Source organism: Amycolatopsis sp. PSD-21 (assembly GCF_055561455.1).
Map to the genome: position 1 here is coordinate 8,455,109 of NZ_CM145712.1, position 25,651 is coordinate 8,480,759.

A 25,651-nucleotide genomic window follows, 5' to 3' on the forward strand; every position below is an offset into this window, starting at 1 on the left:
ACCCGAACTGGAAACGGGATCAGATGTCCGGGTTGTCCACAAGTGGGTGAAGCTGTGGACAACTTGGGGATCGCCGGGAACGCAGGGTGTCGCGAAAGCCACTTTCGAGACGTCTCGTGTCCCGAAAGTGGCTTTCGCGACACCCCCCGGCCGACCTGGGCGCGGCTTCTCCCCCGCCGCCCGGCGACCCGCCGGGGAGATCCTGTCCTTCGACCGCTGGGCCCGGTCCGCGTAGATAGGGTGGCGGGGTGAGCGCACCCCAGATCACGCTGACCGTCCGGCACACCCCGTCCGCACTGGACTCCCGCCGCGGCGTCGTCCGGCTGCACCCCGAAGTCCTCGACGCGCTCGGCCTGATGGCCTGGGACGCCGTCCGCGTCACCGGCGCGCGCGTCAGCTCGGCGCTGGCCGCCCCGTCCGACGCGGAGGGGATCCCGGGGGTGATCCTCCTCGACGACGTCACCATGTCGAACCTCGGCGTGACCGAGGGGTCGGAGGTCGTCGTCGCGCCGGCGGAGGTGTCGGCCGCGAAGACGGTCACCGTGGCGGGTTCGCGTATCGCGAGCGTGTCGCTCTCCCCGCACACCCTGCGGCTCGCCCTGATCGGCAAGGTCCTGACCGTCGGCGACGCCGTTTCCCTGCTGCCCCAGGATCTCGCGCCCGCACCGGGCTCGGACGTCTCCGCGGTCCGCGGCCAGCTCTCCCGCGCCATCGGGATGACGTGGACCAACGAGCTGCTCACCGTCACGGCCACCGAGCCGTCGGGGCCGGTCGCCGTCGGACCGTCCACTGTGGTCAGCTGGCGGGATGGCGCCCGCACCGGCGAGGCCGCGCCCGCCGCCGCCCCGGCCCGCGCCGGGACGACGCTGGTGCGCAGCACGCCCTCCACGCCACACGAGGACTTCATCGACGCCGAGATCGTCGAAGACGAGCGGATCGACGAGGCCGCCGAGGAGACCGTGCCGCCGTTGTCGGACCTCGCCGGTTCCGAAGCGGCCGCGCGCAAGCTCGCCGAATGGTTCGACCTGGCCTTCCATCGCCCGGAGCTGCTGGCGAAACTCGGGACGTCGGCGCATCTCGGCGTCTTGCTGTCCGGGCCCGAAGGCGTCGGGAAGGCGACCCTGGTCCGCGCCGTGGCCCAGGCCGAGAAGGTGCGGGTGGTGTCGCTCGCGGCGCCGAACATCGCCGTCCTCGAACCGAGCGTCGCCGCGGCGCGCCTGCGGGAGGCGATCGAGCAGGCCACCCGTGACGAAGACCCCGCTGTCCTGCTGATCACCGACATCGACGCCCTGCTGCCCGCGTCGCAGCCGCCGCCACTCGCAACGGTGGTCCTCGATGACCTGCGAAAAGCCTTGCGCCACAAGGGATTCGCCGTCGTCGCCACCACCGGGCGGGCCGAGTCCACCGATCCGCGGCTGCGCGCCGCCGACCTGCTCGACCGCGAACTCGGCCTGCCGCTCCCGGACTCGAAGACCCGCACGGAACTGCTGCGCGTGCTCCTGCGCGAAGCCCCGCTGGAGTCCGGCGTCGACGTCGGCCCGATCGCCGAGCGCACCCCCGGTTTCGTGGCCGCGGACCTCATCGCGCTCCGCCGCGACGCCGCCCTCCGCGCCGCGCTGCGGCAACGCGAGGCCGACGAACCCCGGATCTCCCAGCAGGATCTGCTCGACGCGCTGACCACCGTCCGTCCCATTTCGATGTCCACTTCGGACAATCTGGCCACCGGCGGGCTGACGCTGGACGACGTCGGCAACATGACCGACGTCAAGCAGTCGCTCACCGAGGCGGTGCTGTGGCCGCTGCGCTACCCGGACTCGTTCGCCCGCCTCGGCGTCGACCCGCCGCGCGGCGTGCTCCTGTACGGGCCGCCCGGCGGCGGCAAGACGTTCCTGGTCCGCGCGCTCGCGGGCACCGGCGCGCTGAACGTCTTCGCGGTCAAGGGCGCCGAACTGATGGACAAATGGGTCGGCGAGTCCGAGCGTGCCGTGCGGGAACTCTTCCGCCGCGCCGCCGAAGCCGCGCCGTCGCTGATCTTCCTCGACGAGATCGACGCGCTCGCCCCACGCCGCGGCCAGTCTTCGGACTCCGGCGTGTCGGACCGCGTGGTCGCGGCCCTGCTGACCGAATTGGACGGTGTCGAGCCGATGCGCGAGGTCGTCGTCCTCGGTGCGACGAACCGGCCGGAACTGGTCGACCCGGCCCTGCTGCGGCCGGGACGGCTGGAGCGCCGCGTCTACGTCCCGCCGCCGGACGCGCACGCCCGCGAGGCGATCCTGGCCGCCAGCGCCAAGAACACGCCGCTCGCGTCCGATGTGGACCTCGCGGCGTATGCGGCCACTTTGGACGGTTACTCGGCGGCGGACTGTGCGGCGCTGATCCGGGAGGCCGCGCTGACCGCGATGCGCGAGTCGCTGGAGGCCAAGGAGGTCACCGCCGAGCATCTGACGAAGGCGGCGCAGGCCGTGCGCCCGTCGCTCGACCCGGCCCAGCTCGCGGCGCTGGAGGCCTACGCGCAGACCCAGGTCTGAGAATGTGAAAAGGCCCGCTTCCTCGTGAGGAAGCGGGCCTTTTCGCGTACGGGCTAGGAGCCGTCCTTGTCGTTGGTCTTGTAGTCCTTGGTGAGGATGACGATCACGCCGGGACCGATGTTCTTGATCTCCTCGAACCTCGGCTCGGCACGGAAACCGAACTCCAGCGCCAGCGCCTTCGCCGCCGCTTCCTCGTCGGTGCCCGGCCGGTAGTAGGCCACCGTCTCGGGCAGCCTGCCCGGATAGCCCTTGACCTCGGAGACGTTCCAGCCCGAGGCGCGGAAGTCCTTCGCGGCCTGCTCGGCGAGGCCCTGGATCGTGCTGTTGTTGTAGACGCGCACCGTCACCCACTTGTGCGACGCCTGCTGATCACCGCCTGGCTGACCCGGACCGGGCTGGCCGGGCTGCCCCGTCTGCCCAGGCTGGCTCGCCGGCGGCGCGGAACTCGCGGGCGCGCTCGACGGCGGCGCCGACGACGCGGGCGGCGTGCTTGCCGACGGCGAACCCGGTGCGGGAGACGAGGGCTGCGTCGCGCCGTCCGAAGACGGCGCCGTGGTGGGCGTGCTGCCGGGCGGAGTCGCGGTGTCCGAGTCACCGCCGCCACTGGTCAGGGTGATACCGCCGATCACGGCGGCGATCACGGCGACACCGACCAAGGCCAGTCCGGCGGCCTTCATCGGCCGGGACAGACCCGAAAACAGACTCATGAGAGATCGATCCCCAGTCGCCGGGCCGCGCGATTGCGCTGCCGGGCCGCTCGCGTCTTTCGCAGGCGCTTCACCAGCATCGGATCGGCCTGCATGGCTTCGGTCTTCTCGAGCAGCCGGTTCAGCAACTGGTAGTAGCGCGTCGACGACATAGAGAAGCGTTCGCGGATGGCCTGTTCCTTCGCGCCGGCGTACTTCCACCACTGACGTTCGAACGCGAGCATGTCGAGCTCGCGCTCGCTGAGGCCGTTCACGGTCTCCGACGGGGACGGCTGGTCGGGCTCGGCCATCGACTCCGCGGCGTCCATCCGACTCCTCGCAATCAGGTCAGTGCTCGGCGGGCGTGAAACCACAGGCTTGTCATTCCGCGGCGCCATTAGACCACGGATGCGGCGCCCGGCCTCGGTAACGACGTCGGCGCGTCATGGGTAAGGGTGTACCAGAAGGGTCCGACTAAACTGCGCGCGTGACCGTCCATCCCATCGTGATCGCCGGCGAGCCCGTGCTGCACAACCCGACTCGGGAGATCACCGAGTTCGACGACAAGCTGCGCACGCTCATCGACGACATGTTCGAGACCATGTACGCCGCCGAAGGGGTGGGCCTCGCGGCCAACCAGATCGGCCTCGACCTGCGCGTGTTCGTCTACGACTGCCCCGACGACGAGGGCACGCGCCACAAGGGCGTCGTGGTCAACCCGAAGCTCGAGACGTCGGAGATCCCGGAGACGATGCCGGATCCGGACGACGACTGGGAAGGCTGTCTCTCGGCGCCCGGCGAGTCGTACCCGACCGGACGCGCTTCGTGGGCGAAGGTGACCGGTTTCGACGTCGACGGTAATCCGATCGAGGTCGAAGGAACCGGTTACTTCGCGCGCTGCCTGCAGCACGAGACCGATCACCTGGACGGCTTCATCTACCTCGACCGGCTGGTCGGGCGGCACGCCCGCGCGGCGAAGAAGATGCTCAAGGCGAACAAATGGGGCGTTCCGGGCAATTCGTGGCTGCCGGAGGCGCGGCCCTCCGACGACTGACCTCGTGAGTGGTAAGGACGGTTAGAACCGTCCTTACCACTCACGAGACGTGAGGGTCAGCAGCCCAGGAAGTGGCACCGCACGACCCGCGGCTGCTCGATCACCTTCCCCGCCTCCACCGACCACGCGAGCCGGAGGTACTGGGCGTGCGTCCAGGCCAGCGGAGTGGCGGACGCGGTCGGAGTGCCGGCCGGGAAGCCCGGCTGCCCCGAAGGCGCGTTCTCGTCCCAAACCTGCTCCGGCATCGTGTCCCCCGAACTACTGACGCGCCCGAGGTCGCGAAGGCGCTTCGCGGCCGTACGCCGGTCGCCATTGGCGAGGTCGTACTCGCCTCGTTCACCCGCCAGCAGCGGCCACAGTCGCCCGAAAGTGGTCCGGCTTTCCGCCGGGAACGTGTAGTCCCATGGCGAGCCGTCGGCCTTCTCGCCGTAGCCGTCCTTCGTGTATCGGTGCCAGAACTGACCCGTCGGGGTGGTGAAGGCGATGTCGGCGTCGGTGACCTCGACGCTGTTGCGGATCACCGGATCGTCGGCGCGGTAGATGCCCAGCCTCACCAGTTCGAGGAATCCCGCGTCGGTCACGGCACGCTGGTCCATGGTCACGCTGGAGTTGCCAAGGTTGTACTTCGTGCCGTTGTTCGCGTTGCCGTCCTTGGTCAGCCGGACGAAGTACGGATCCTTCGACAGCGGACCGTTCGTGGTCACCGTCCACTGGGCGAGTTTCGCCTTGAACGCGTCGGCGGTGTCCAGGTAGCGCTTCGCGTCCGCGGCGGCGCCGTTCGCCTTGGCGATGTCGGCCGCGCAGACCAGCCCGGCGATCACCGCGGCGATCGTCGAGGGCGAGTAGCCGTCCTGTTCCTCCCAGCGTTCCTGCTGGCTGTACGGCGACGCGTGCCCGTTGTCCGCCTTGTAGGACAAGAGGAATTCCGCCGCCTTGCGCACACCCGTCCAGGTCTTGGCGTCGGTGCGGCCGAGCTGCTGGGCGAGCACGATCGGCAGCGCGGTCTCGTCGAGCTGGATGGACGTCCAGTACGGCGTGCCGTCGACGTGGCTGTTCTGCGGCAGATGCCCGTCCGGCAGCTGCTGCGTCCCGAACATGTAGTCGATCGACCGGTTCGCGGCGTCGCGGTCGCCGGCGGCGAGCAGGCCGGTCGCGATCTGGTAGAGGTCCCGCGGCCAGACCAGGTGATAGGTGCCCGACGGCGACCATTCCGGGTCGTTGTTCCCGAACCGCCACGGCATGCTCGGCGACGCGATGAGCGCGCCCTGGTGGATCTTGTCCTCGCTCGCCGCGAGCATGAGCACGGACGCCTGGTAGAGGTCCCGTTCCCGCTCGGTCTTGAGCGACGACGGCGCGTCCTTCAGCCGGCGGAGGTAGTGCTTCCAGCCCCGGTCGTACGCGCGGGCGGCATCGGCGAAACCGCGCCGCAGTGAGGCTTTCGCGTTGGCGAGCGCGTCGGAGTCCTTCGCGCCCATGCCCAGCGAAAGCGTGAAGTCCCGCGAGCGGACACCGTCTGCGGACGTCTGCCCGGTGATCAGCACGTTGCCCTTGGCCGCGGTCGCGTAATCCTTGAGAGTGAAGGACTTCGTCAGCTGCGTGATGCCGTCGGAGGCACCCGCGTAACCCACGGAACTACGCGAGAACGCCGGTTCCGCCGCCAGCGCGGCCGAGGTCTTCGCGTCGGACGCGACCGCGTTCACCCCCTCGGTGCGTGCGGAGTCGTCGGAGCCCTCGTTCGTGAGATCGGGATCCGCGACCGCGTACACCTGGTAGGGGCGGCCGGTCAGCGAAACGAAGTCGACGTCGATCAGCACGCTCGCGCGCGCCGGGTCGGTGACGTAGGTCTTGCGGAGCTTCCAGCGGCGCCGGTCGTCGGTGATCGTCTGTTCGTAGGTGAGGCCGCCGGTGCGGCGCACCTGCTGTGCCTTCGCCGAGGAATCGACGGTGGCGAAGCTCGTCCCGTCGGTGACGACGAGGTCGAGCGCGCGGACGCTCGGCGTGGACAGGTCCGGGTAGTAGACCTCGGACATCCGGCCGCCCTGGAGGGTGAACCAGACGTTGCTCGCCCGTTCGCGGGCGGTGCCGAAGCCGGTCTTGTCCGCCGGGAGCCAGCTCGGATGGGCGCCGGGCGCACCGGGCGCCTCACCGCCCTGTGCCGCGGCGACCGCCGGGACCAGCCCCGCGATCAGCACGCCTGCCAGTGCCGGGAGCACGAGTTTTCGCATATCCACCCCAGACTTCTGTAACGGTGCAGAACCTCCGGGATTCTGTCGTGAATCCCCAGCGAGCACATGCTCCAAACCGGTGAACCGCTAACGCTGTCGACATGTCGGCCCGGAAATCGCGTTGCTCACGGCGGCCCCCGTCCCCGACGATCGGGGAATGCCGAACCTGCTGGCGTTCATCCCCGCCGCGTTCCTCATGGCGATGGTCCCCGGCCCGGCGACGGTGATGCTGATCAAGCAGTCGGCGAAGGGCTCGCGCCGGAACGCGTTCGCCACCGTCGCGGGGATCGAGGCGGGTGTCGCGTTCTGGGGGCTCGCCGCGGTGTTCGGTCTCACCGCGCTCCTCATCGCCTCGCAGGTCGCCTACGACGTCTTGCGCATCGCGGGCGCGGTCTTCCTGATCTACCTCGGCGTCAAGGCGCTCTTCTTCCGCAAGCGCGACGGCGAGGTCGCCGAACCCGCCGGGCGCGGCTTCCGCTCCGGCTTCCTGATCAACGTGAGCAACCCGAAGGCGGGCGTGTTCGCGATCTCGTTCCTTCCCCAGTTCGTTCCCGCCGACGGCGGGCCGTGGTCGCTGCTGCTGTGCGTCGCGGTGTGGATCGCCGTCGACATCGTCTGGTATTCGTCGCTCGCCTTGCTGGTCACACGCCTGGGTGAGTGGTTGCGCCGCGATCGCGTCAAGCTGTGGTTGGAGCGCACGTCCGGCGGCGTCCTGGTCGGCTTCGGAGTGACCGTCGCCTTGGAGGGTTGATTGTCCGAGCCCCGGCGTGGCATGGTCGGGGCACAACCAAACAACCGCGGGAGCTCGCGCCATGGCGGGCTGAGAGGGCGGCTGGTGTCTTTCCAGGGACCCGGCGCCGCCGACCGCATGAACCTGACCGGGTAATGCCGGCGTAGGGAGTGAACGTCGTTGACGACGCTTGAGAATGCCCAGGGCATCACGCCGACCGTGACCACCGGGCCGATCACCGGTTCCCGCAAGGTCTATCACCAGACGGAATCCGGTCTCCGGGTCCCCGCGCGGCGGATCGATCTTTCGAACGGCGAGCATTTCGACGTTTACGACACCTCCGGCCCGTACACCGACGACGACGCGCAGATCGATGTCCACAGTGGACTGCATCGGCTGCGCGCCGGCTGGGCCGACGGTCGTGAGCACAACACCCAGCTCGGCTGGGCGAAACAGGGCGTCATCACCCGCGAGATGGAGTACGTCGCGGCACGCGAGCGCTGCTCGCCGGAATTCGTGCGGGACGAGGTCGCGCGCGGTCGTGCGGTGATCCCCGCCAATCGCAAGCACCCGGAGACCGAGCCGATGATCATCGGCAAGAAATTCCTGGTGAAGATCAACGCCAACATGGGCAACTCGGCCGTCTGGTCCTCCGTGGAGGAGGAGGTCGACAAGATGGTGTGGGCCACCCGCTGGGGCGCCGACACGATCATGGATCTCTCCACCGGCAAGCGGATCCACGAGACGCGCGAGTGGATCATCCGCAACTCGCCGGTGCCGGTCGGCACCGTGCCGATCTACCAGGCGCTCGAGAAGGTCAACGGGGAGCCCGAAAAGCTGTCGTGGGAGGTCTACCGCGACACCATCGTCGAGCAGTGCGAGCAGGGCGTCGACTACGTCACCGTGCACGCCGGGGTGCTGCTGCGCTACATCCCGCTGACCGCGCGCCGCGTCACCGGCATCGTCTCGCGCGGCGGCTCGATCATGGCGGCGTGGTGCCTCGCGCACCACAAGGAATCGTTCCTGTACACCAATTTCGCCGAGCTCTGCGAGATCCTGCGCGAGTACGACGTCACGTTCTCGCTCGGTGACGGCCTGCGGCCCGGCTCGATCGCCGACGCCAACGACCGCGCGCAGTTCGCCGAACTGGAGACGCTGGGCGAGCTCACGCATATCGCCCGCGAGCACGACGTCCAGGTGATGATCGAGGGTCCCGGCCACGTGCCGATGCACAAGATCAAGGAGAACGTCGAACTCGAGGAGAAGCTGACCGGCGAGGCGCCGTTCTACACCCTCGGCCCGCTCGCGACCGACATCGCGCCTGCGTACGACCACATCACTTCGGCCATCGGCGCGGCACAGATCGGCTGGTACGGCACGGCGATGCTCTGCTACGTCACGCCGAAGGAGCACCTCGGCCTGCCGAACCGCGACGACGTGAAGACCGGCGTGATCACGTACAAGATCGCCGCGCATGCCGCCGACCTCGCCAAGGGGCACCAGTACGCGCAGGAGTGGGACGACGAGCTTTCCAAGGCCCGCTTCGAATTCCGCTGGAACGACCAGTTCAACCTGTCGCTGGACCCCGACACCGCCCGCGCGTACCACGACGAGACGCTGCCCGCGGAGCCGGCGAAGACGGCGCACTTCTGCTCGATGTGCGGCCCGAAGTTCTGCTCGATGCGCATCACGCAGGACGTCCGCAAGTACGCCGAGGAACATGGACTGTCCACTGTGGAGGCCATCGAGGCAGGCATGGAGGAGAAGTCGAACGAGTTCGCCGAGCAGGGCAACAAGGTGTACCTGCCGGTGGTCAATCAGTGACACGCGCCGACGTACTCCCTCCCGCGGAGGCGCCGTGAACACAGCACCCAGGACGGCCCTCACCATCGCCGGATCGGATTCCGGTGGTGGTGCGGGCATCCAGGCCGACCTGCGCACCTTCTTCGCCAACGGGGTGCACGGGATGGTCGCGCTCACCGCGGTCACCGTGCAGAACTCGCTGGGCGTGCAGGGGTTCAGCGAGATCCCGGTCGACGTCGTCACCGGGCAGATCAAGGCCGTCGCCACGGACATGGGCGTCGACGCGGCGAAGACCGGGATGCTCGCGACGGCCGAGATCATCAACGCCGTCGCGAAGACGCTCGACGAGGTCCACATCGGACGCTCATCGGACACGCCGTTCGTCGTCGACCCGGTCGCCGCTTCGATGACCGGGCACGCGTTGCTGCGAGAAGAGGCACTGGAAGCGATCCGCACCGAGCTTTTCCCGCGCGCCACGCTGATCACGCCGAACCTGGACGAGGTCCGGCTGCTGACCGGCGTGGAGGTCACCGGGCCCGGAACCCAGCGGGAAGCGGCGGAAGCGTTGCTGGAGTTCGGTTCCGAGTGGGTGCTGGTGAAGGGCGGGCACCTCGACGCCGCTCAGGACTGCGTGGACCTGTTGTCGGACGGCGAATCCTGGGTCGAGCTGAGCGGCCCGCGCTTCGACACCAGGAATACCCACGGCGGCGGGGACACGATGGCTTCGGCGATCACGTCTTCGCTGGCGAAGGGGGCGGACGTGCCGACGGCCGTCGCTGAGGGGAAGCGGTTCATCGAGCGATGCGTCGCGGAGTCGTATCCGCTGGGGGCCGGGGTGGGGCCCGTGTCGCCGTTCTGGCGGCTGCGGTAACCATCCGGCCAGTGCCGGAGGTCCGTGAAGCCCCTTGCCAAGTACATGAAGGCCCCCTTCCTGTACCTAGGCGCAAGGGAGGGGGCCTTCATGTTCTGCGGGGTCCTGCTGGGCGAAGCGCCCTACCGGGAGGTTGCGAAAGCCACCTTCGCAACCTTCAACGTTGTGAAAGTGGCTTTCGCAACGTCGGCCGGGTCCGGTGACATCCGTTAGCGGGCGCTGAGGCGAGGAGCGTCCACCGCCCAATACCAGTTGTTCCCCGCCGCGTAGAGCCGCCAGGTCAGCTTCACCGATCGGGCCCCGGCGGGCACCTTGACCGAAGCCGCCGTCGGCACCGAAAGCACGTCACCGCCCTTGTTCGCCGTACCCGATTCCGGCCCGTAGGCCAGCACGTTCTGCTCGGGGCCGCCGTCGAACGACGCGGTCAGCGCGCCCCGCTGCGTGCCGTCCTGCCGGTAGTGCGAGACGAACGAGACGTCCACAGTGGACCTTCCGGTGACGTCGAGCGAAGGCGAAGCCAGGGAAGAGTCGAAGGTGCCGCGCGAAGAGGGCGAGCCCTTGTCGTCCCATTCATCCGGGTCCGCGACCGCGAAGACGCCACGCGCGCGGGCGTTCGCCTCGCGCTGCTGACCAGGGGCGGTGCGAGTCCAGAAGTCGTCGGTGGTGAAGGACCAGCCTTGCCACTCCGTCACACCGGCGGGCATACCGGACGCGTTGCGCACGCTCCAGCCTCCGGGCGCGTCGTGCGTCCAGCCGAGGACGCCCGCCGGGACACCGGTTTCGTCCTGCCGCGCCTTCAAGACGGCCGTGTCGAAGACGTCCGAAGGCGCGGCGCCGAGCGCGTAGCCGTCGTAGACAGCCGGAGCCGCGATGCCGAGGTGCCGCAGCACCGTCGGCGCGATATCCACGATCTTCGGTGCCACGGCGGGAGTTCCGGCAGGAACCGTCCCACCGGCGGCGATCACGAACGTCATCCGTTCCTCGGGCGTGTCACCACCGTGCCCGCCCGACGGCGTGTGGCCGTGGTCCGAGGAGATCATGATCAGCCAGTCTTCGTTCGCGCGGTTCGCGCGCGCGTCGACGGCGGCGAGCAGGCGGCCGATCAACGCGTCGTCGGTGCGCAGGCTGGCTTCGTACTCCGGGGAATCCGCGCCGTGGTCGTGGCCCGCGATATCCGTCTGTCCGAAGTAGACGAACGAGGCGTCGGCCTTGTCCTGCTTGAGGTGTTTCTCCGCGTCGACGGCGACCTGCTCGTCGGTCTTCTCGTAGCCGGCGCTGTCACCGTTCAGGACGAACTTGCGGTCCTGGCCGGTGCGCAGGATCCGGTCGCTGATCGGTGTCCAGTCGACCGCCGCGTAGGTGTCGAGCGCAGGGTTCGCGGTTTCGGCGCGGGCGAGCCAGCTCGGATGCGAAGCGAGATCGTTGCCAGAGAAGGAGTTGTCCTTCACCTTGTGCTTGTCCGGCCAGACGCCGGTGAGGATCGTGGACCATCCGGGACCGCTCACCGTCGGCGCCATCCCGCTGCCGTACAAGGAACTGCGCGACGCGTAGCCACGCTCCGCCAGCGCGTGGACGTTGGGGGTGTCGGCGGCCATCAGCTTGTCGAAGCGGGCGCCGTCCAGGCCGATGACCAGCACTTTTGGTGTCTTGGCCGCGGCGACGGCGACACCGGACGTCAGTCCGGCGACGGCCACCAAGACCGACAGGAGGGAAAGCGTTCTGCGCACGAAAGCCTCCAGGTAACTTGTTCGAACCAATTGTTCGTCAAGTTAGTGCGCCGAACTGACTTCCCGATGAAGTCCGCGTGCCGCCCCGGGGGACTTCAGCCGACGGGCTCCATCACCCGCGAGTCGTACTCCTTCCGCGATTCGAGGATCCCGTCGAAATTCGCGACCGACCATTCGCTGACCGCCATCAGCAGCGTGCCCGCGCTCGCCCCGCGTTCGGTCAGCGCGTACTCGACGGTCGGCGGCGTGGTCGGGAAGACCGTGCGCGTGACCAGGCCGTCGCGTTCGAAGGCGCGCAGGTTCTGCGTCAGCATCTTCTGGCTGATCCCGCCGACGGCGCGGCGCAGCTCACCGAACCGGTGCGGCCGCCGCGACAGCGCGCCGAGCACGAGCGCGGTCCACTTGTTGGCGAGCAGATCGAGGACGTCTCGGCACGGGCAGTTCCGCAGGTAGATGTCCCACGGGGATTCCGGCACTTCACAGGTGGTTTCCATCAGGTACCTAGTTTACCTATAAGTGCCTTCTAGCGAAAAGAGACCAAGCGGCCGAGCATGGACAGCACCAACAACGAAGGAGCTTTCGATGCGCGTCGTGACCCAGCAGCGGCTTGGTGGCCCGGAAGTGCTGGAGGTGACCGAAACCGATCGGCCGTCCCCCGCACCGACGGAGGTGCTCGTGCGCGTGCGCGCGGCCGGGATCAACCCGGTCGACTGGAAGACCCGGGCCTACGGCGTCTTCATGGGCGAGCCGCCGTTCGTCCTCGGCTGGGACGTCTCCGGGGTGGTGGAGGAGCTCGGTGTCGGCACCACGCGGTTCGCCGTCGGCGACGAGGTCCTCGGCTTCCCGTGGTTTCCCCGGCAGGCAGGCGGCTACGGCGAGTACGTGACGGCGCCCGCCCGCCAGTTCGTGCGCAAACCCGCGAGCCTCACCCACGAGGAGGCCGCCGGGCTGCCGCTCGCCGGGCTCACCGCCTGGCAGGGCCTCGTGGACATCGCCGGCGTCCAGCCTGGCCAGCGTGTGCTGATCGACGCGGCCGCGGGCGGCGTCGGGCACCTCGCCGTGCAGGTGGCGAAGGCGCGCGGCGCGTACGTCCTCGGCACGGCGAGCGCCGGGAAGCACGACTTCCTCCGCGAACTCGGTGTCGACGAGCCGATCGACTACCGCGACCAGGCCGCGACCGCGTCCGGGGTGGACGTCGTGTTCGGGCTGGTCGGCGAGCAGAGCGACCTGCGCTGGCTGGACGCGGTGAAACCGGGCGGCCTGCTGATCGCGGTCCCCGGAGGCCCGAGCGAAGCTGTCGTGGCGAAGGCGGAGAAGCTCGGCGTGCGGACGTCGGGAATGCTCGCCGAACCCGACGAGATCGGTCTCCTGGCGTTGACCGGCCTGATCGAGAAGGGTGAACTGCGCGTCCACGTCGACCAGACCTTCCCCCTGGAAGACGTCGCGAAGGCACACGAAGTCGGCGAAGGCGGCAGGGTGACCGGGAAGCTCGTCCTGACCCTCTGAGAACGCGCGTGGAAAATGAACCCATGAGCGAGAACCCGAGCCCGCCGTCGGCGCTGACCATCGCGGGGTCCGACTCCGGCGGCGCCGCCGGCCTTCAGGCGGATCTGCGCACGTTCCTCACCTGTGGCGTGCACGGCCTGGTCGCGGTCACCGCCGTGACCGTCCAGAACACGCTCGGCGTGCACGACCGCACCGACATCCCGGCGAGCATCGTCGCCGGGCAGATCGAGGCGGTCGCGGCCGACATGGGCGTCAACGCGGCGAAGACCGGCATGCTCGCTTCGGCCGAGATCATCCACGCCGTCGCCGCCGCGTGCGACAAGGCCGAGATCGGCCGCGACAGCAAGGTGCCGTTCGTGGTCGACCCGGTCGCGGCGTCGATGCACGGGCATCCGCTGTTCGACGAGGCCGGGCTGGTGGCGCTGCGCGACGAGCTCCTGCCGCGCGCGACCGTCCTCACGCCGAACCTCGACGAGGTCCGCCTGCTCACCGGGATGACCGTGACCACCCGCGAGCAGATGCACCAGGCGGCCGTCGTGCTGCACCGGCTCGGGCCGAAGTACGTGCTCGTCAAGAGCGGCCACCTCGTCTCCGACCCGGAATGCGTCGACGTGCTCTTCGACGGCTCCACGTTCGTCGAGCTGCCGGGCGAGCGGTTCGCCACGCAGCACACGCACGGCGCCGGGGACACGATGGCGTCGGCGCTGACGGCGGGGCTCGCTAAGGGCATGTCCGTCGTGGAGGCCGCGCGCTACGGCAAGTGGTTCGTTTCACACGCGGTCGAAAACGCCTACCCGATGGGCGCGAAGGTCGGTCCGGTTTCGGCGTTCTGGCGGCTTGCGCCCGAGCACTGAGCACCCGTCCGGTTACGATCTGCGCCGTGACGGGACGCGAGACGGTGGCCAGGGTCGTCGAAGACCGCCGCTTCCAGAACTTCATCATCGCGGTGATCGTCTTCAACGCCGTCACACTCGGCCTGGAGACCTCGACCAGGATGGTCGCGGAGCACGGGACGCTGCTGCACACGGTCGACTACATCGCGCTCGGGATCTTCGTCCTCGAACTCGGCGCGAAGCTCTACGCCTATCGCGGAAAGTTCTTCCGTGACCCGTGGAACATCTTCGATCTGGTAGTCGTCGGGATCGCGGTGATCCCCACGACCGGCCCGTTCGCGGTGCTGCGGGCGTTGCGGGTCCTGCGGGTGCTGCGGCTGATCTCGGTCGTGCCGTCGATGCGGAAGGTCGTCACCGGCCTGCTCGCGGCGATCCCCGGGATGGCTTCGATCGCCGCGCTCCTCGCGCTGATCATCTTCGTCGCGGGGGTGATGGCGACGAAGCTGTTCGGCGCGATCTCGCCGGAGAACTTCGGCGACCTCGGCACTTCGCTGTTCACGCTGTTCCAGGTGATGACCGGCGAGGCCTGGCCGGACATCGCCAAGGAGGTCATGCGGGAAGCGCCCATGGCCTGGGTGTTCTTCGTGGTCTACATCCTCGTGTCCAGCTTCGCGGTGCTGAACCTCTTCATCGCCGTGGTGGTCAGCGGGATGGAGGACGAGCTTCGCCAGGACATCCGCGAGGAAGAGGCGAAGCAGGCCGAAACGCAGGCTCTGGCGAACAAGGAGATCCTCGACGAGCTTCGCGCTCTTCGCGAGGAAGTCAGCGCTCTTCGTCGGCAATGAGCGCTTCGAGGGCGGGAAGAGCCGCCGCCAGCGCCGCCTGATGCTCCGGCGTCAGCCGTTCGAGGCGTTTGCTCAGCTCGTTCACCCGGGTCGACCGGACGCCGGAAACCAGCCTCGCCCCCTCTTCGGTGGCCTCCGCGAGCCAGGCACGCCTGTCGATCGGGTCCGATTCACGGCTGACGTAGCCCGCTTCGACCAGCGAAGCGACGATCCTCGACATGGTGGCCGCGGCGACGCCTTCCTTCGCCGCGAGATCACCCAGGCGGAGCTGGCCGTAGTGCACGAGCGTGGCGAGCGCCGAGATCGCGCCGTGGCCCGGCCCGGGCACACCGGCCTGGCGCAGCGACCGGGACAGCCTGCCCACCGCCAGGAACAACCTGCCCGAAACGTCCTGGACCGCTGACGTGGTCACCACTGGCTCCTCTGGGTACACGGCGGCGGGTGCGCCTCCGGAAAGGTGCCGTCAACCATACGGGCTCCGGGTGCGAACTCGCCGTCAAGGCCGTGAACCGTACAAAAGGGTTACCGGGGCGGGCTCGACGCGTGCGCCCAGAACCGCTGCGGGATCCGCCCCGCGCCGGCCGCCAGCCGCCCCGCGGTGACGGCGGCCCGCATCGCCGACGCCATCCGTTCGGGGTCCGCGGCCCTGGTCACGGCGGTGGAAAGCAGGACCGCGTCGCAGCCGAGCTCCATCGCCAGTGTCGCGTCGGAAGCCGTGCCGATCCCGGCGTCGAGGATCACCGGCACCCCCGCGCGGGACACGATCAGCTCGATGTTGTGCGGGTTCCGGATGCCGAGACCGGTGCCGATGGGCGCGCCGAGCGGCATCACCGCCGCGCAGCCCGCCTCCTCCAGCCGCAGCGCCAGCACCGGATCGTCGTTGGTGTACACGAGCACGGTGAAGCCGTCCGCGGCGAGCCGTTCGGCCGCTTCGAGGGTCTCGAACGGATCCGGCAGCAGGGTGCGGTCGTCGGCGTGGACCTCCAGCTTGACGAGGTCGGTCTCGAGCGCTTCGCGGGCGAGCTGCGCGGTGAGGACCGCTTCGGCGGCCGTCCGGCAACCGGCGGTGTTGGGCAGCAGGCGGATGCCGAGGCGGCGAAGCAGTTCGAGGACGCCGGAGCCGCCTTCGGCGTCGGCCTTGCGCATCGCGACGGTGGTCAGTTCCGTCCCGGACGCGACCAGCGCGCGTTCCAGCACGGCGAGGTTGCCCGCGCCGCCGGTGCCGATGATCAACCGCGACGAGAGCTTGTGCTCGCCGATGACGAGGTGGTCGCCGTCCATTTCAGCCTCCTTGCACAGCGGTGAGGATGTCGACGCTGGCGCCCTTGCGCACCACCGCTTCCGGCCATTCGCCGCGCCGGACGACCACGCCGTCCACCGCGACCGCGACGCCCTGTGTCGCCGTACCCAGCGCCTCCAGCACGCCCTCGACGGTGGTGCCGTCGGGGAATTCGCGCCACTGGCCGTTGACCTGGATCTCCATCACACCCGCTCCTCGCTTCGCCGCGACGGCGTTGCCGCCGCGACCTCGTCCGGCAACGGCACTCCGTCCAGCCAGGCGACCGCGGCGTCCGCGGTGACCGGGGCCATCAGGAGGCCGTTGCGATGGTGACCTGTCGCGGCGAAGACGCCTTCGCCCAGCTCACCGATGAAGGGCATCGTGTCGACACTCGCCGCGCGAAGCCCGGCGGCGGTCTCGACGAGTTCGTACTCGGTGAGGCCCGGGAAGACGCGCTCCGCGCCTTCGAGCAACTCACGAACGCCTCGGACGGTGACGGTCTCGTCGAAACCGGCCTCGTACTGGGTCGCGCCGAGTACGAGCTGACCGTCGTCACGAGGGACGAGGTAGATCGGGCGTCCTTCGACCATCGCGCGGACGGTGCGTTTCGGGGGCGGCAGGCAACCCCGTCGCGGCCGGAGGCGGAGGATCTCGCCCTTGAGCGGGCGGACGGCGCCGTCGAGCGCGGGATGCAGCCGTCCGGTCCAGGCGCCGGCGGCGAGGACGACGTCACCCAATCCGTTGAGCTCGGTGACCGTCTCGTGGCGGAACTCGACGCCGCGCACTCGACAGGCGTGTTCGAGCGCGCGCAACAGCCTTCTGTTGTCCACGGCCAGATCCCCGGGCACCAGGAGTCCACTTCGGACGGATCCGGCGAGGCCGGGTTCGGCGCGGCGGGCCTCACGGCCGGTCAGCCGCTCGACCTCGCGGCCGAGCTCGGCGAGGTACGCGGCCAGCATTTCGAGGTTGCCCGCGTCGGCGCTGTCCAGCGCGACGACGAGCGTGCCGTGCGGTGAAAGTCCCGGGTCGACGCCCTCTTCCGCCAGCTCACGGGCGAAATCCGGCCAGCGCCGCAGGGACGCTTCGCCGAGCGCGAGGACGTCCTCCTCGCCCGGCCAGGCCTCGGTGACCGGCGCGAGCATGCCGCCCGCGAGCCACGACGCGCCGCGCCCCGGATCGGGGTCATACACGGTGACGCGATGACCGCGCGCGGACGCGCGCCAAGCGACCGAGAGGCCGATGACCCCGCCGCCGACAACCGAAAGTTCCTTCATGGAATCACGCTCCCTGCGCCGGCATGACCCGGATCAGGTTCCACGGTCGGAGCGGTCCCGGCTCCCTCTCAGCCCGTCCTCGGGCTCCCGTGCGGACCACCCCACCGTAGCGCGCGAGTACCGTCGCCGCCATGCCCACCCTGTCTGGTTCGCTGATCCGCGCCCGGCTCGCGGACGCCCGCCTGTACCTCTGCACCGACGCCCGGTCCGGCCGCGGCGATCTCGCCGAATTCGCCGACGCCGCGTTGGCGGGCGGCGTCGACATCATCCAGCTGAGGGACAAGACCGGCGGTGCGCCGATCGAGGCGAAACACGAGATCGCCGCCCTGGAAGTGCTGGCCGAGGCGTGCGAGAAGCACGACAAGCTGCTGGCGGTGAACGACCGCGCGGACGTCGCGCTCGGCGTCGGCGCGCACGTGCTGCACCTCGGCCAGGACGACATCCCGGTGTCGCTGGCGCGCCGGGTGCTCGGGGACGACGTGGTGATCGGCCGGTCCACCCATTCGGCCGAACAGGCCGCGGCCGCCGCCGAAGAACCCGGCGTGGACTACTTCTGCACCGGCCCGTGCTGGCCGACCCCGACGAAGCCCGGCCGGTCCGCCCCGGGGCTCGACCTGGCGCGCTCGACGGCCGCGTCCGGGACGGCGCGGCCGTGGTTCGCGATCGGCGGGATCGACGTCGAGCGGCTGCCCGAGGTGCTGGACGCGGGGGCGTCGCGGATCGTCGTCGTCCGCGCGATCACCGAGGCCGAAGACCCCGAAGCGGCCGCCCGCACGCTTCGTTCCGCCCTCTCCTGACCCCATGCGTTTCGTCCTCTGAACGCGGTAGTCGGCAGCGCGAACTACCGCATCCAGAGGACGAAACGCGGGCAGGGGATCAGGGCACGGGGGTGTTCGAGGCAGGCGGAGCCGAGGCGGTCGTCGAAGGCGCCTGGGAGGTCGACGGCGCCGTGGACTGCGTCGTCGGGGGTGCCTGCGTCGTGGTGGTGGGCGTCGTCGAGGGGGTCGGCGTGGTCGACGGCGTCTTCTCGGGCTGGTCGCCCGGAGTCTCCGTCGGGGTCGTCGCAGGCGGGGTGTCGTGCTTGTCCTGCCGATCCTGCGCCTGACCGCCGCCGATGATCTTCCCTATGGTGGTCCCGGTTCCACCGCCGAAGGTCTTCCCGGTCGCCCCCTCGAAACCGGTGATCGCGACGAGCGCCACCGCGAACGCCACCACGCTGACACCGGCGATCACCGCCCAGCGCGGCTTGAACTTCCGCCCGGACGGCTCTTCGTCCTCCGCCTGGGTGATGCGGACGGTCTCCTGCTCCGCCGGGTCGAGCACCTTGCGGCGCCCGGGGACGGTCAGCACCACTCGCGCCTTCAGCGCCGCGTCCTTCGTCCGCTGCAGCGAACGCAGGTACAGCTCGCCGCCGAGCGTCGTGATCACACTCGCCAGCCCGGCGCCCGCCACCGTGCCGGCCACGCCGAGGGTGGAACCCAGCAGCGCCGCGGTGATCGCGGCCATCGCGGCCGCCGTCACCTGGATGATCCGGCCCTGCTTTTCCGTCTTTTCGGTTTTCTCCGTGCTCTCCTTGGTCATGATCCCGTTCTGCTGCTAGTCGGTCCTCACCGGTCCTAACGACTAAGGCGCACGGGATGCTCCCCGCGTTGTCCGCACGTGAGGAGCGCCACCCTCTCTGTCCAAAAAGGACTGTCCATGGCTCACAACTCCTTGACATAATCGGACGTATGAACCTGGTCTCGATCGAGGAAATCCGCGACGCGGCGAGCCGTGTCAAAGGCGTCGCGGTGCGCACCCCGCTGCTGGAACAAGGGTGGGCGCCGTTGTGGCTCAAGCCGGAAAGCCTCCAGCCGATCGGTGCTTTCAAGGTGCGCGGGGCCTACAACGCGATCGCCGCGCTGACCGAGGATCAGCGCGCTCGCGGCGTCGTCGCGTTTTCCAGTGGCAACCACGCGCAAGCGGTCGCGTACTCGGCGAAGCGATTCGGGATTCCCGCGGTGATCCTCATTCCGGACGTCGCCCCGCGCGCCAAGGTCGAGGCCACCAAGGCGCTCGGCGCCGAAGTCATCGAGGTCCCCATCGACGCGCAGGAGTCCTCCGCACTCGCCGTCGCCGAGGAACGCGGGCTCACCATGATCCCGCCGTTCGACCACCGCGACGTCATCGCCGGGCAGGGCACCGTCGGCCTGGAGATCGCCGAAGACCTGCCGGACGCCGGCGTCGTACTCGTGCCGCTCAGCGGCGGCGGGCTGGCCTCGGGCGTCGGCACGGCGATCAAGGAACTGCTGCCGGACGCGAAGGTCATCGGCGTCGAGCCGGAACTGGCGGGCGACACCGCCGAGGGCCTGCGCGCGGGCAGGCGGATCGAGTGGCCGATGGAGCTGCGGGCGCGCACCAGCGCCGACGGCCTGCGCGCCCAGCCGTCGGACCTGACCTTCGCCCACCTCCAGGCGGTGCTCGACGACGTCATCACCGTTTCGGAGGAGGAGATCCGGGAGGCCGTCCGGACGCTGGCGCACCGGGCCCGTCTGGTCGCCGAGCCGAGCGGCGCCACCGCGACCGCCGCGTTCCTCTCCCACCGGGACGCGCTACCGCCGGGCAAGGTCGTTTCCGTCGTTTCGGGCGGGAACCTGGACCCGGCGACCCTGGCCGGCCTACTGGCGTAACTCGCGTGATCAGGGGCGTAACTCGCGTGATTGGAGGCGTAACTCGTGAGTTACGGCTCCAATCACGTGAGTTACGCCTTCAATCACGCGTGTGACGCCCGGGGTGGACGTGCGTCGGGGGCGAGTCGACGCCGCAGTGGAGGCATTCGCCGGGGTGCGGCGACTCGGCGGTGTCGTCGGTGTCGTCGGAAGGTGTGTCGAGGACACCGTTGTGGATGCCGAGCGCGATCAGCCCGCCGCCGATCGCCAGCGCCGCGCAGACGAGCAACGCCGTCCGCCAGCCCGCGGTCAGTGCCACCGGATCGGCGTAGGCGGCACCGGACAGCCCGGCGACGGCGGGCAGGACGGCGATCGCGAGCAGGCCACCCGACCGGGCGATGGCGTTGTTGACCCCGGAGGCGACGCCGGCGTACCGGTCCGGCGCGGCGGCCAGCACAGTCGCCGTCACCGGCGCGACGACCGTCGCCAGCCCGGCACCGAACACGACGACGGCGGGCAGCACCGACCCCAGATACGAGGACCCCGGCCCGACCCGCATCAGCAGGAGCATGCCGACGCCGACCAGGATCGGGCCGGCGACGAGTTGCGTACGCGGCCCGATCTTCTGCGCGAGCGCGCCGGACCGGCCGGAGAACAGCAGCATGATGACGGTGATCGGCAGCCCGGCGAGCCCGGCCGCGGTCGGCGAGTAGCCCAGCGACACCTGTAGCTGCATGACCATCAGCATCATCACGCCGCCGAGCGCCGCGTAGACGACGAAGGTCAGCGCGTTGGCGAGGCTGAACGTCCGGTCGCGGAACAGTTTCGGCGGTACCAGCGGGTCGGCCGAGCGGTGCTGCATCACCAGGAACGCCCCCAGCCCCGCGACGCCGAGCACGATGGCGATCAGGACGACGACGTCACCGATACCGCGTCCGGGCGCTTCGACCAGCGCACCGGTCAGCCCGGCCAGCCCGATCGCGCCGACGGCGGCCGCGAGGAAGTCGGGATGCCCGGTCGCCTCCTCGTCGCGGGACTCGGGCACGTAGCGCCGGGCGAGCAGGACGCAGACCGCGGCGAGCGGCAGGTTGATCAGGAACGCCAGCCGCCATGACCACACCTGCACGAGGACGCCGCCGAGCAGCGGGCCGATCGCCGCCGCGATACCGCCGAGCCCGGACCAGGCGCCGATCGCGCGGGCCCGGTCCTCATGGGTGAACGACGCCTGGAGGATCGCCAGCGAGCCGGGCGTGAGCAAAGCTCCCCCGATCCCCTGGAGGATCCGGGTCACGACGAGCAGCTCGGTGGTCGTCGCGGCGGCGCACAGCCCGGAGGCGACCCCGAACCAGACGACGCCGACGATGAACACGCGGCGGCGGCCGTAGCGGTCGCCGAGCGATCCGGCGACGAGGATCAGCGCGGCGAGCGCGAGCAGGTAGCCGTCGAGGATCCATTGCAGGCCCGCGACGGACGCGTCGAGCTCGTCGCCGATCCTCGGGAGCGCGACGTTGATGATCGTCCCGTCGAGCATCGCCATGCCCGAGCCCACGATCGTGGTGGCGAGCACGCCCCGCGCCACCGGCGTCCCCCACCGGATCCCCGCCGCCGTGTCAGTCATGGGACGACTGAATCACGACGGCCGGGGCCGGGCCACCGCGAAATAGGGATGAATTCCGGGAAAGCGATCTTTCCCGGAATTACCTGACTCGTCAGGGAAGTAGCGTGGTGACGAATTTGTAACGGTCACCCCGGTAGATCGCACGCGCGAACTCGACCGGTTTTCCATCGGTGGCGAAGGAATGCCTCGAAAGGAGCAACATCGGCATTCCGACGTCGGCGCCGAGCATCTCCGCCTCGTGCGGTCCGGCGAGGGCGGTCTCGATCGTTTCCTCGGCCCTTTCCAGCTCGACGCCGTAGTGCTCCCTCAGCACGGCGTACAGCGAACCACCTGCGGAAACGTGTTTGCGCAAACCGCGGAAGCGACCGAGCGGGAGATGCGTGGTCTCCAGTGCCATCGGCTGCGAATCGGCCAGCCTGAGACGGCGAAGGCGAAGGATCTTCGCGCCGACGCGGATTCCGAGCAGCTTCGCCAGATCGGCCTCGACGGGCAGTTCGTCGATCTCCAGCAGCTTGGACGACGGCTTGAGCCCCTGCTTGCGCATGTCCTCGGTGTAGGACGACAACTGCAGGCGCTGCGCGAGTTTCGGCTCGGCGGCGAAGGTGCCCTTGCCCTGAACGCGGTGGAGCCTGCCCTCGGCGGTGAGATCGGCGAGCGCCTGCCGGACGGTGGTGCGCGAAACGGTGAATTCCCCCGCCAGTGCCCGTTCCGTCGGAATCGGCGAGCCGGGCGGCAACGCGTCGAGCAGATCGAGCAGATGCTGTTTCAGCGCCCAGTACTTCGGTTCGCGCTGTCCGCGCATCCCTGCCGTAGCGCTCGCCTCACCCGCGGTGGTTGTCTCCAACATGACCGACTCCCTAAGCCTTCCCACTCAAACGCGCACCGTCCCCGCTAGGAAACGTACCCTTCACCACAAACGTCCATTCGGGCTAGCATTGGTCTAGACCTACTCGGGGGACGAAGTACGTCCCGGTGGAAGGGAACGAGATGACCGAACAGCGCCCCGGCGAGCACATGGCCGCGGAGATCTCCCAGCAACCCGCCATTCTGGCAGGAATCGTGGAGCGACAGGCCGAAATCGCCGAGGTGGCCGAAGCCATCTCCAAGCGCCCGCCCAGGTTCGCACTCCTCGCCGCCCGGGGCTCCAGCGACCACGCCGCCCTGTATGCGAAGTACCTGATCGAAGTACTCCTCGGTCTCCCCTGCGGTCTCGTCTCACCGTCCACCGCGACTCTGTACGGCGCCCGTCCCGATCTGCGGGACGTTCTCTTCATCACAGTAAGCCAAAGCGGTGGTTCCCCGGATCTCATCGAGGTCACCGAAACCGCGCGTCGCCAGGGAGCGCTGACCGTTTCGGTCACCAACACCCCGGAGTCGCCGCTTCGCGCCGCCGCCGAACTCGGTGTCGACATCGGCGCGGGACTGGAAAAGGCCGTGGCCGCCACCAAGACCTACTCGGCCACCTTGCTTTCGCTTTACCTTCTGATCGACGCGGTCCGCGGTGGCAAGGGCGAGGACGCGGAGAAACTGGGCGAGCTCGCACAGCAGACCCTCGACGGCTCCGAAGAAGGCGTCCAGCGCGCGGTGGACCGCTACCGCTTCGTCGACCGGGTGCTCACCACGGGCCGCGGTTACTCGTACGCCACGGCGCTGGAAGGTTCCTTGAAGCTGGCCGAAACCAGCTATCTCGCCGCCCGCGCGTACAGCGGCGCGGACCTGTTGCACGGTCCGGTCGCCGCGGTCGACGGTGAGACCGCCGTGCTCGCCGTGACGAGCCAGGGACACGGTGTGGGCGCGATGCAGGAGGTCCTGGAGGCCGTCGGCAAACGCGGCGCGGACGTGCTCGCGGTCGGCTCCGCTTCGGCCGACGTCCCCGCGGCGTTGCGGATCGGTGTCGCGCCGTCCGCCGAAGAGGTCGCCCCGATCCTGGAGATCCTGCCGATCCAGCGGATCGCGCTCGGTCTCTCGCTGGCGCGCGGCGGTGACCCGGACAGCCCGCGCGGGCTGCTCAAGGTGACCAAGACCCGGTGACCCACGTCATCGGTGTGGACGCCGGAGGCACGTCGACGCGAGCGATCGCCGTCGACGCCTCCGGCGCCGTCCTCGGCACGGGCCGCGCGGGCGGGGCGAATCCCAATTCCCATCCGCCGTCGGAAGCCGCCGCGCGGATCGCGAGCGCGATCACCGGCGCGCTCGGCGGGCTGGATCCGGCCGCGACGGCGGCGTGCGTCGTCGGCATGGCCGGCGTCAGCAAGCTGAGCGATCCGGCGATCGCGGAGATCTTCGAAGCCGCGTGGAAGGACGTGGGGATCAGTCCGGTGCGGACGGTCCCCGACCCCGAAGTCGCCTACGCGTCGGCGACTTCCGCGCCGGACGGTTCGGTGCTCGTGGCGGGCACCGGGTCGATCGCGGGGCGGATCCGCGGCAGGCGGATGGTGTCCACGGCCGGCGGTTACGGCTGGCTGCTCGGCGACGAAGGTTCAGCCTACTGGCTCGGTCGCGAAGCCGTTCGCTCCACTTTGGATGTTCTCGGCCGCGGCGGCGAACCCGGTCCGCTCGCGCGCGCCGTGCTCGCCGAAGCGCTCGGACCGTCCGCAGTGGACCCGGCGAGCGACCGGGCACCGCTCTGGCGCGCACTCATCACGAGCGCCAACGCCGAAGCCCCGATCCGGCTCGCCAGGTTCGCCCCGTTCGTCAGCGACGCCTACCGCGAAGGCGATCCGGCGGCGGACGAGATCGCCACCCGCGCGGCCGCCCTGCTGGTGACGAACGTCATGGCCGCCCGTGACCCCGGCGAGGACACGCCGGTCGTCCTCGTGGGCGGCGTGCTGTCGCCGGAGGGGCCGGTGGGGGCGAAGGTCCGTGCCGCGCTCGCCGGTATCGAGGTCCTGACCAGCACCGACGGGGTGCTCGGCGCCGCCTGGCTGGCCGCCGTCGACGCCTACGGGGAGAGCGCCCCGCGGCCGGTGTCATCCTGAAAAAACACCCGGACCGAGCCCGAAAAGACCAAACCATCGACTCCGGGGCCGAACTCCGGGTACCGTAGGACCCGGCCCCCGGACCCTCCCCCCTCGCCGGGGGCCGCCTTATGTCCTTGGCAGCCCATCGGGCGCGGAATCCGAGGGATCCCCGTTCTCCTCCACCACCCGCAGGCCGGGATGTTCCGGTGGCAGCGTGCGGTACAGCACCCAGCCGCTCACGGCGACCGTCACCGCGACCAGCGGCCAGGACAGCACCGTCCGCGCGATGCCGAGCGCGACCACCTGCCCGCTCCACCACAGCGAGCCGTACACGGCGACCCGCAGCGTGTACTGGAGGAAGACCCACACCCAGCTCGCCCGCGAATACGCGCGCAGCAGCGCGGGATCACGGCGCCACCGGGTCTTCTGCCCGATGACGAGCCCCACCACGACGCCGAGCAACGGCCACCGGACCACGATGCTGGCCGCCCACAGCAGCGCGCTGGCCACATTGGACAGCAGCTGGATGAGGAAGAAGTCTTCGGCGCGGCCGGTGTGCAGGGCGATCAGCGCGGCGGCGATCACCGCGGCGAGGCTCACCACGACCGCGCGGGCCTTGTCGCCGCGCGCGACCCGGTACCCGCCGAGCAGCACCGCCACCCCGATGGCCACCCCGGCGCCCCAGGCGATCGACCGGCCGGCGATCAGCCAGCCGAGGACGAAGGCCGCGGGCGGGATACTCGCGTCGATGGCGCCTCGCCGCCCGCCGAGGATCTGGGCGAGCGACTCGCGCGAGGGTCGTGAGGTCACCCTTACAGCCTGCCGGATCTATGAGCCGGAACACCCGGGCGGGGAGACGTTCGCCACACGAGGTGTCCGGTTTACGTCCACTTGAGGGGAATCTACGCAGCCCAGGAGTGTACATCCCGGTAATGGAGATGCATGGACGTCCGACAAAATAAGAGACTGTGTCAACGGGCTGAACCACGGGTTTCGGCCGGGTGGGATTGCAGGGGCGCTCTCAGCTGTTAGTTGTGGTGTACAAGTACCACCGGGGGCACACG

25 protein-coding genes and 1 riboswitch are annotated in these 25,651 nt (G+C 69.7%); of the genes, 12 read left to right on the plus strand and 13 right to left on the minus strand.

What is annotated here, in order from left to right; genetic code table 11:
* Positions 1-248 precede the first annotated feature (248 nt).
* Positions 249-2,528 carry an AAA family ATPase gene (locus ACZ1DY_RS39735; RefSeq protein ID WP_465482706.1) on the plus strand — a complete coding sequence of 760 codons (2,280 nt, stop codon included), beginning with the start codon at positions 249-251 and terminating at the stop codon, positions 2,526-2,528.
* Positions 2,529-2,581: 53 nt separating this feature from the next.
* Here ACZ1DY_RS39735 and ACZ1DY_RS39740 read toward each other — a convergent pair whose 3' ends face one another.
* Complete coding sequence (locus ACZ1DY_RS39740; protein ID WP_465482707.1) at positions 2,582-3,235, minus strand: LytR C-terminal domain-containing protein; 654 nt, start codon at positions 3,233-3,235, stop codon at positions 2,582-2,584.
* Complete coding sequence (locus ACZ1DY_RS39745; RefSeq protein WP_005160574.1) at positions 3,232-3,543, minus strand: DUF3263 domain-containing protein; 312 nt, start codon at positions 3,541-3,543, stop codon at positions 3,232-3,234. Before ACZ1DY_RS39745 ends, ACZ1DY_RS39740 begins: the two co-directional genes overlap by 4 nt.
* A 158-nt stretch (positions 3,544-3,701) precedes the next feature.
* Here ACZ1DY_RS39745 and ACZ1DY_RS39750 point away from each other — a divergent pair, with 158 nt between their 5' ends.
* Positions 3,702-4,268, plus strand: coding sequence for a peptide deformylase (locus tag ACZ1DY_RS39750; protein WP_126730344.1), 567 nt, complete (start codon positions 3,702-3,704; stop codon positions 4,266-4,268).
* A gap of 56 nt (positions 4,269-4,324) precedes the next feature.
* Here the strand turns inward: ACZ1DY_RS39750 and ACZ1DY_RS39755 are convergent, their stop codons facing one another.
* Positions 4,325-6,493: a glycoside hydrolase family 15 protein gene (locus tag ACZ1DY_RS39755; protein ID WP_465485775.1), complete on the minus strand. Its 2,169-nt coding sequence runs from the start codon at positions 6,491-6,493 to the stop codon at positions 4,325-4,327.
* A 157-nt stretch (positions 6,494-6,650) separates the two neighbouring features.
* Here ACZ1DY_RS39755 and ACZ1DY_RS39760 point away from each other — a divergent pair, with 157 nt between their 5' ends.
* From ACZ1DY_RS39760 to thiD (ACZ1DY_RS39770), 3 genes are all read left to right on the plus strand, one after another.
* Complete coding sequence (locus ACZ1DY_RS39760) at positions 6,651-7,244, plus strand: LysE family translocator (protein WP_257484016.1); 594 nt, start codon at positions 6,651-6,653, stop codon at positions 7,242-7,244.
* A 159-nt stretch (positions 7,245-7,403) separates the two neighbouring features.
* The gene (gene thiC, locus ACZ1DY_RS39765) at positions 7,404-9,047 is read left to right on the plus strand and encodes a phosphomethylpyrimidine synthase ThiC (protein ID WP_465482708.1); all 1,644 of its coding nucleotides are present in this window, start codon (positions 7,404-7,406) and stop codon (positions 9,045-9,047) included.
* A 34-nt stretch (positions 9,048-9,081) separates the two neighbouring features.
* The gene (thiD, locus tag ACZ1DY_RS39770; RefSeq protein WP_465482709.1) at positions 9,082-9,897 is read left to right on the plus strand and encodes a bifunctional hydroxymethylpyrimidine kinase/phosphomethylpyrimidine kinase; all 816 of its coding nucleotides are present in this window, start codon (positions 9,082-9,084) and stop codon (positions 9,895-9,897) included.
* 209 nt (positions 9,898-10,106) lie between these two features.
* Here thiD (ACZ1DY_RS39770) and ACZ1DY_RS39775 read toward each other — a convergent pair whose 3' ends face one another.
* Positions 10,107-11,624: an alkaline phosphatase family protein gene (locus ACZ1DY_RS39775; RefSeq protein ID WP_465482710.1), complete on the minus strand. Its 1,518-nt coding sequence runs from the start codon at positions 11,622-11,624 to the stop codon at positions 10,107-10,109.
* 95 nt (positions 11,625-11,719) lie between these two features.
* Positions 11,720-12,118 (minus strand): winged helix-turn-helix transcriptional regulator, encoded by a 399-nt coding sequence (locus ACZ1DY_RS39780; protein WP_172843557.1) that lies wholly within the window; start codon positions 12,116-12,118, stop codon positions 11,720-11,722.
* A gap of 88 nt (positions 12,119-12,206) precedes the next feature.
* On the opposite strand from ACZ1DY_RS39780, the gene ACZ1DY_RS39785 reads away from it, so the two are divergent.
* Genes ACZ1DY_RS39785 through ACZ1DY_RS39795 form a run of 3 tightly spaced genes read left to right on the plus strand, consistent with a single transcriptional unit; the run spans position 12,207 to position 14,808 of the window.
* On the plus strand, positions 12,207-13,130 hold the full coding sequence (locus ACZ1DY_RS39785) for an NADP-dependent oxidoreductase (RefSeq protein ID WP_465482711.1): 924 nt from the start codon (positions 12,207-12,209) through the stop codon (positions 13,128-13,130).
* A gap of 23 nt (positions 13,131-13,153) precedes the next feature.
* Positions 13,154-13,984: a bifunctional hydroxymethylpyrimidine kinase/phosphomethylpyrimidine kinase gene (gene thiD / locus ACZ1DY_RS39790; RefSeq protein ID WP_034308254.1), complete on the plus strand. Its 831-nt coding sequence runs from the start codon at positions 13,154-13,156 to the stop codon at positions 13,982-13,984.
* Between the two features lie 26 nt (positions 13,985-14,010).
* Positions 14,011-14,808, plus strand: coding sequence for an ion transporter (locus ACZ1DY_RS39795; RefSeq protein ID WP_465482712.1), 798 nt, complete (start codon positions 14,011-14,013; stop codon positions 14,806-14,808).
* On the opposite strand, the gene ACZ1DY_RS39800 is transcribed toward ACZ1DY_RS39795, so the two are convergent.
* The 4 genes from ACZ1DY_RS39800 to thiO form a co-directional block, all read right to left on the minus strand.
* A complete protein-coding gene (locus ACZ1DY_RS39800) occupies positions 14,786-15,220 on the minus strand; it encodes a MarR family winged helix-turn-helix transcriptional regulator (RefSeq protein ID WP_126730334.1) in 435 nt (144 codons plus the stop codon). The two genes, ACZ1DY_RS39795 and ACZ1DY_RS39800, sit on opposite strands and share 23 nt — an antisense overlap.
* Before the next feature lie 110 nt (positions 15,221-15,330).
* Entirely contained in the window at positions 15,331-16,089 is a 759-nt protein-coding gene (thiG, locus tag ACZ1DY_RS39805) for a thiazole synthase (RefSeq protein ID WP_126730661.1), read from the minus strand.
* Between the two features lies 1 nt (position 16,090).
* A complete protein-coding gene (gene thiS, locus ACZ1DY_RS39810) occupies positions 16,091-16,291 on the minus strand; it encodes a sulfur carrier protein ThiS (protein WP_007033436.1) in 201 nt (66 codons plus the stop codon).
* Positions 16,291-17,361 (minus strand): glycine oxidase ThiO, encoded by a 1,071-nt coding sequence (thiO, locus tag ACZ1DY_RS39815; RefSeq protein ID WP_465482713.1) that lies wholly within the window; start codon positions 17,359-17,361, stop codon positions 16,291-16,293. Before thiO ends, thiS begins: the two co-directional genes overlap by 1 nt.
* Positions 17,355-17,462: riboswitch (TPP riboswitch) on the minus strand. (Overlaps the previous gene by 7 nt.)
* Before the next feature lie 30 nt (positions 17,463-17,492).
* Between thiO and thiE the strand changes: the two genes are divergently transcribed.
* A complete protein-coding gene (gene thiE, locus ACZ1DY_RS39820) occupies positions 17,493-18,158 on the plus strand; it encodes a thiamine phosphate synthase (RefSeq protein ID WP_465482714.1) in 666 nt (221 codons plus the stop codon).
* Between the two features lie 79 nt (positions 18,159-18,237).
* On the opposite strand, the gene ACZ1DY_RS39825 is transcribed toward thiE, so the two are convergent.
* Positions 18,238-18,942 carry a hypothetical protein gene (locus tag ACZ1DY_RS39825; protein ID WP_465482715.1) on the minus strand — a complete coding sequence of 235 codons (705 nt, stop codon included), beginning with the start codon at positions 18,940-18,942 and terminating at the stop codon, positions 18,238-18,240.
* A 149-nt stretch (positions 18,943-19,091) separates the two neighbouring features.
* Here ACZ1DY_RS39825 and ACZ1DY_RS39830 point away from each other — a divergent pair, with 149 nt between their 5' ends.
* Positions 19,092-20,030, plus strand: coding sequence for a threonine ammonia-lyase (locus tag ACZ1DY_RS39830; RefSeq protein WP_257484008.1), 939 nt, complete (start codon positions 19,092-19,094; stop codon positions 20,028-20,030).
* Between the two features lie 79 nt (positions 20,031-20,109).
* Here ACZ1DY_RS39830 and ACZ1DY_RS39835 read toward each other — a convergent pair whose 3' ends face one another.
* Entirely contained in the window at positions 20,110-21,627 is a 1,518-nt protein-coding gene (locus ACZ1DY_RS39835; protein ID WP_465482716.1) for an MFS transporter, read from the minus strand.
* Between the two features lie 91 nt (positions 21,628-21,718).
* Entirely contained in the window at positions 21,719-22,474 is a 756-nt protein-coding gene (locus ACZ1DY_RS39840; RefSeq protein ID WP_465482717.1) for a GntR family transcriptional regulator, read from the minus strand.
* 140 nt (positions 22,475-22,614) lie between these two features.
* Between ACZ1DY_RS39840 and ACZ1DY_RS39845 the strand changes: the two genes are divergently transcribed.
* Positions 22,615-23,658: an SIS domain-containing protein gene (locus tag ACZ1DY_RS39845; RefSeq protein ID WP_192743849.1), complete on the plus strand. Its 1,044-nt coding sequence runs from the start codon at positions 22,615-22,617 to the stop codon at positions 23,656-23,658.
* Positions 23,655-24,605, plus strand: a complete 951-nt coding sequence (locus tag ACZ1DY_RS39850; RefSeq protein ID WP_465482718.1) for an N-acetylglucosamine kinase — start codon at positions 23,655-23,657, stop codon at positions 24,603-24,605. The genes ACZ1DY_RS39845 and ACZ1DY_RS39850 overlap by 4 nt, the downstream gene beginning before the upstream one ends.
* Before the next feature lie 108 nt (positions 24,606-24,713).
* On the opposite strand, the gene ACZ1DY_RS39855 is transcribed toward ACZ1DY_RS39850, so the two are convergent.
* Entirely contained in the window at positions 24,714-25,397 is a 684-nt protein-coding gene (locus ACZ1DY_RS39855) for a DUF3159 domain-containing protein (RefSeq protein WP_126730322.1), read from the minus strand.
* Positions 25,398-25,651 lie beyond the last annotated feature (254 nt).